5 protein-coding genes and 1 tRNA gene are annotated in these 3,967 nt (G+C 72.5%); 5 read left to right on the top strand and 1 reads right to left on the bottom strand.

What is annotated here, in order from left to right; all coding sequences use genetic code 11:
• The coding region (locus ACTS11_RS07015) for an HlyD family efflux transporter periplasmic adaptor subunit (RefSeq protein ID WP_442639615.1) at window positions 1-597 on the top strand (597 nt) is incomplete at its 5' end.
• 221 nt (window positions 598-818) lie between these two features.
• Here the strand turns inward: ACTS11_RS07015 and ACTS11_RS07010 are convergent.
• Window positions 819-894, bottom strand: a tRNA-Ile gene (locus tag ACTS11_RS07010).
• A 108-nt stretch (window positions 895-1,002) separates the two neighbouring features.
• On the opposite strand from ACTS11_RS07010, the gene ACTS11_RS07005 reads away from it, so the two are divergent.
• From ACTS11_RS07005 to rnd, 4 genes are all read left to right on the top strand, one after another.
• Window positions 1,003-1,413 (top strand): hypothetical protein, encoded by a 411-nt coding sequence (locus tag ACTS11_RS07005; protein WP_442639614.1) that lies wholly within the window; start codon window positions 1,003-1,005, stop codon window positions 1,411-1,413.
• A 73-nt stretch (window positions 1,414-1,486) separates the two neighbouring features.
• Complete coding sequence (gene purM, locus ACTS11_RS07000; RefSeq protein ID WP_442639613.1) at window positions 1,487-2,551, top strand: phosphoribosylformylglycinamidine cyclo-ligase; 1,065 nt, start codon at window positions 1,487-1,489, stop codon at window positions 2,549-2,551.
• On the top strand, window positions 2,548-3,144 hold the full coding sequence (gene purN / locus ACTS11_RS06995) for a phosphoribosylglycinamide formyltransferase (RefSeq protein ID WP_442639612.1): 597 nt from the start codon (window positions 2,548-2,550) through the stop codon (window positions 3,142-3,144). The genes purM and purN overlap by 4 nt, the downstream gene beginning before the upstream one ends.
• A gap of 69 nt (window positions 3,145-3,213) precedes the next feature.
• The coding region (rnd, locus tag ACTS11_RS06990; RefSeq protein WP_442639611.1) for a ribonuclease D at window positions 3,214-3,967 on the top strand (754 nt) is incomplete at its 3' end.

The following is a 3,967-nucleotide window of genomic DNA, read 5'->3' as shown; positions in this document are numbered from 1 at the left end:
GAGGCGGAGATCGCCACGCTCGACCTCGAGGCGCTGCGCCTCGCGGATCTGCGGCGGGAGGAGGCGCTCGCGCGCCTCCGCGACCTCGGCGCGATGCGCTTCGAGCTGGAGCAGCGCCAGCTCGGCCTGAGGGAGCGGATCGCCCGGCTCGAGGTGCGCGCGCCCGTCGCGGGCACCGTCTTCGGCTCGCGCATCGCGGCGGAGGGTTCGGTCGTGCGGCCGGGGGCGGCGACCATGTTCCTCCTGCCCGAGGGGCGGCGCCTTCGGGTCGTGGCCCGCATCGATCCGTCCGACGCCGACCAGGTCCGGCCGGGGCAGGAGGTCGCGCTCGTCCTCGCCGCCCTCGACCGCGGGATGGCGCCGGAACTGCGGGGCCGCGTCGTCACCCTCTCCGCCGATGCCGAGCGGGACGCGGCCACCGGCGCCGCCCATTACCGCGCCGTGATCGAGCCCGATGCGGCCGTGCTGGCCGACCTGCCGGGACTGAGGCCGGGGATGCCGGTCGAAGCCTTCCTGCGCACGGCGGATCGCACGCCGCTCTCCTACCTGGCGGAGCCGCTCGTCCGCTACTTCCGGCGCGCCTTCCGGGCGGGGTGAGGGCGCTCGGACGCCGATGTGGCGCGCGCCCGACGGGGTGTCGAGCGCGCCCATCGACCCCTCCCAGGTCTCCCGGATCGGAGCGTCGGGCAGCATGCCGGACAACCCAGGCGAGACCCGCGCGGCGGCGCTCGAATGATCAATGCGGGCCCCTCAGCGGGGCCCAGCTCCGGCAATCCTCTGACGAAGATTCGCAAAACCAGGCACTTGCGCCTCGATCCTGGTAGGCCCGGAGGGACTTGAACCCCCAACCAAAGCGTTATGAGCGCTCTGCTCTAACCATTGAGCTACAGGCCCGCCGGGGTCACGCTTATTCAGGGCTTCCCCATGCGTCAAGCGCAGTCGCTTGCGGCACGCTGGGGGCTGCACTAGGACTGGGCCGACCCGACAGACGGAGACACGACCATGCCGCCGCTATCCCTGCTCGCCCTTCGCTACGTCGCCTGGTTCGTCGGCCTGACCGTTCTCTACGGCCTTCTGGTGAACTTCGCGGGCCTGCCGCCGAGCCTCGCGACGAGCGTGATCCTCGCCTCCGCTCCCGCCGCCGACGTGGGGATGCAGGCGACGCGGCGGGCGACGCGGGCGCTGGCGATGCAGGACTGGGCGAAGATCTGGGGCGTCTGCATGGTCGTCTTCCTCCTGCTCACGGTGATCGGCCCGATGCTTCTGTCGAACGTCCTGCCGACGGTGCGCGAAGGGGTCGGCGGCAGCCGGTTGCCGCCGAACGCCCCGATCCTCGTGGCGGCGACGGCGCCGATGATGGCGCTGTTCCTCTGGATCGGGCGGCGCTCGGCCGGGGGGGCGCGCACGTCCTGAGGCCTGCGCCGCATGGACGCTGCCCCGCCCACCTGCTAACGCGCCCTCGCGGGGCGACAGAGGAGTGCGCAGCATGGCCGACAGGACGAGCGGAGGGAACCGCGGCAACGGCCTGACCTATGCCGAGGCGGGCGTCGACATCGACGCGGGCAACGCGCTGGTGGACCGGATCAAGCCCGCCGCGGCCGCCACGGCACGGCCGGGCGTCATGTCGGGGCTCGGCGGGTTCGGCGCGCTCTTCGACCTGAAGGAGGCGGGTTATTCCGACCCGATCCTCGTCGCGGCGACCGACGGCGTGGGCACGAAGCTGAAGATCGCGATCGACACCGGCGCCGTCGACACGATCGGCATCGACCTCGTCGCGATGTGCGTCAACGACCTCGTCTGCCAGGGGGCGGAGCCGCTGTTCTTCCTCGACTATTTCGCGACCGGCAAGCTCGATGTCGATGCCGCCGCGCGCATCGTGGGCGGCATCGCCGAGGGCTGCCGCCGCTCGGGCTGCGCGCTCGTCGGCGGCGAGACGGCCGAGATGCCGGGCCTCTACGCGCAGGGCGACTTCGACCTCGCGGGCTTCGCCGTGGGCGCGATGGAGCGGGGCGCCTCGCTGCCCGCGGGGGTCGTGGAGGGCGACGTGCTTCTCGGCCTCGCCTCGGACGGGGTGCATTCCAACGGCTACTCGCTGGTGCGCAAGGTGGTCGAGCGCTCGGGCCTCGACTGGGACGCGGCGGCGCCCTTCGGCGGCGGCGCGCTCGGTGCGGCGCTGCTCGCGCCCACGCGCCTCTACGTGGCGCCCGCGCTTGCGGCGATCCGGTCGGGCGGCGTCCACGGCCTCGCGCACATCACCGGCGGCGGGCTGACCGAGAACCTGCCGCGCGTCCTGCCCGAGGGGCTCGGCGCCCGCGTGGACCTCGCGTCCTGGTCGCTGCCGCCCGTCTTCCGCTGGCTGGCGGAGGAGGGCGGGCTGGCGCAGGCCGAGCTTCTCAAGACCTTCAACGCCGGGATCGGCATGGTCCTCGTCGTGGCGGCCGAGCGGGCGGATGCGCTGGCCGACCTGCTGGCGGCCGAGGGCGAGCGCGTCGTCCGCCTCGGCGCGGTCGAGGCGGGGCAGGGGGTCCGCTACACCGGCACCCTCGCGTGACGAAACGTGTCGGCATCCTGATCTCGGGCGGCGGGTCGAACATGGTCGCGCTCGCGCGCTCGATGACCGGGGAGCACCCGGCGCGCCCCTGCGTCGTCCTGGCGAACCTGCCCGAGGCGGGCGGCCTCGCGCGGGCGCGGGACCTGGGCATTCCGGCCGTCGCCGTCGATCACCGGCACTTTCGGGGCGACCGCGCGGCCTTCGAGGCGGCGCTGTCGGAAGCGCTCGCGCCCTTCGCGCCCGACATCCTCTGCCTTGCGGGCTTCATGCGCGTGCTGACGGCGGGGTTCGTGGGGCGATGGGAGGGCAGGATGCTGAACATCCACCCCTCGCTCCTGCCGAAGTATCGCGGTCTCGACACGCACGCCCGCGCCATCGCCGCCGGCGACGCCGAGGCGGGCTGCACCGTCCACGAGGTGACGCCCGCCCTCGACGACGGGCCGATCCTCGGCCAGGCGCGGGTGCCGGTCTTGCCCGGCGACACGCCCGACACGCTCGCCGCCCGCGTCCTTCAGGCGGAGCACGCGCTTTATCCGGCGGTGCTCAGACGTTACGCGGCGGGCGACCGCAGGCCGGTCTTCCTGCCCGGCTGAGCCGCGCGGTCTTTCCTTTCCCCGCCCGCTCGCCTAAACGGTCGGAAACTGACCCGTATCGAGCCCCGAGTGCCTGAGATCATCACCACCACGGACGCGCTTGCCGCCTACTGCGAGAAAGCCGCCGGCGCGCCCTACGTCACCGTCGATACCGAGTTCCTGAGGGAGCGCACCTATTACGCGCAGCTCTGCCTTGTGCAGATGGCGCTGCCGGGCACGGACGACGCGGATGCCGTCCTGATCGACCCGATGATGCCGGGCCTGTCGCTCGATCCGCTCTACGCGCTCTTCCGCGATCCCTCCGTGGTGAAGGTCTTCCATGCCGCCCGGCAGGATCTCGAGATCTTCTGGGTCGAGGGCAAGGTCGTGCCCGCGCCGCTCTTCGACACGCAGATCGCGGCGATGGTCTGCGGCTTCGGCGACCAGGTCGGCTACGAGACGCTGGTGCGCAAGGTGGCGCGCGCCCCGCTCGACAAGTCCTCGCGCTTCACCGACTGGTCGCGCCGCCCGCTCTCGGAGGCGCAGCAGCAATACGCGCTGGCCGACGTGACGCACCTGCGCCAGATCTACGAGCACCTGCAGGCCGAGCTCGACCGCTCGGGGCGCACGCACTGGATGGAGGAGGAGCTTGGCGCGCTGACCGACGCCTCCGCCTACGTGGTCGATCCCGAGGAGGCCTGGCAGCGGCTGAAGCTCAGGAATTCCTCGCCCAAGCTCCTCGCCGTCGCCAAGGAGCTCGCCGCCTTCCGCGAGCGCATGGCGCAGGAGAAGAACATCCCGCGCAGCCGCATCCTGAAGGACGACGCGCTGATGGAGCTGGTCT

The sequence above is a fragment of the Roseicyclus sp. genome, from assembly GCF_052168335.1.
GTDB lineage: Bacteria > Pseudomonadota > Alphaproteobacteria > Rhodobacterales > Rhodobacteraceae > Roseibacterium.
This window is presented reverse-complemented; position numbering and strand designations above follow the sequence as displayed.

Coding starts and splice junctions, on each gene's coding strand:
- ACTS11_RS07005 (WP_442639614.1), top strand. CDS start 1,003: ATGCCGCCGCTATCCCTGCTCGCCCTTCGCTACGTCGCCTGGTTCGTC.
- purM (WP_442639613.1), top strand. CDS start 1,487: ATGGCCGACAGGACGAGCGGAGGGAACCGCGGCAACGGCCTGACCTAT.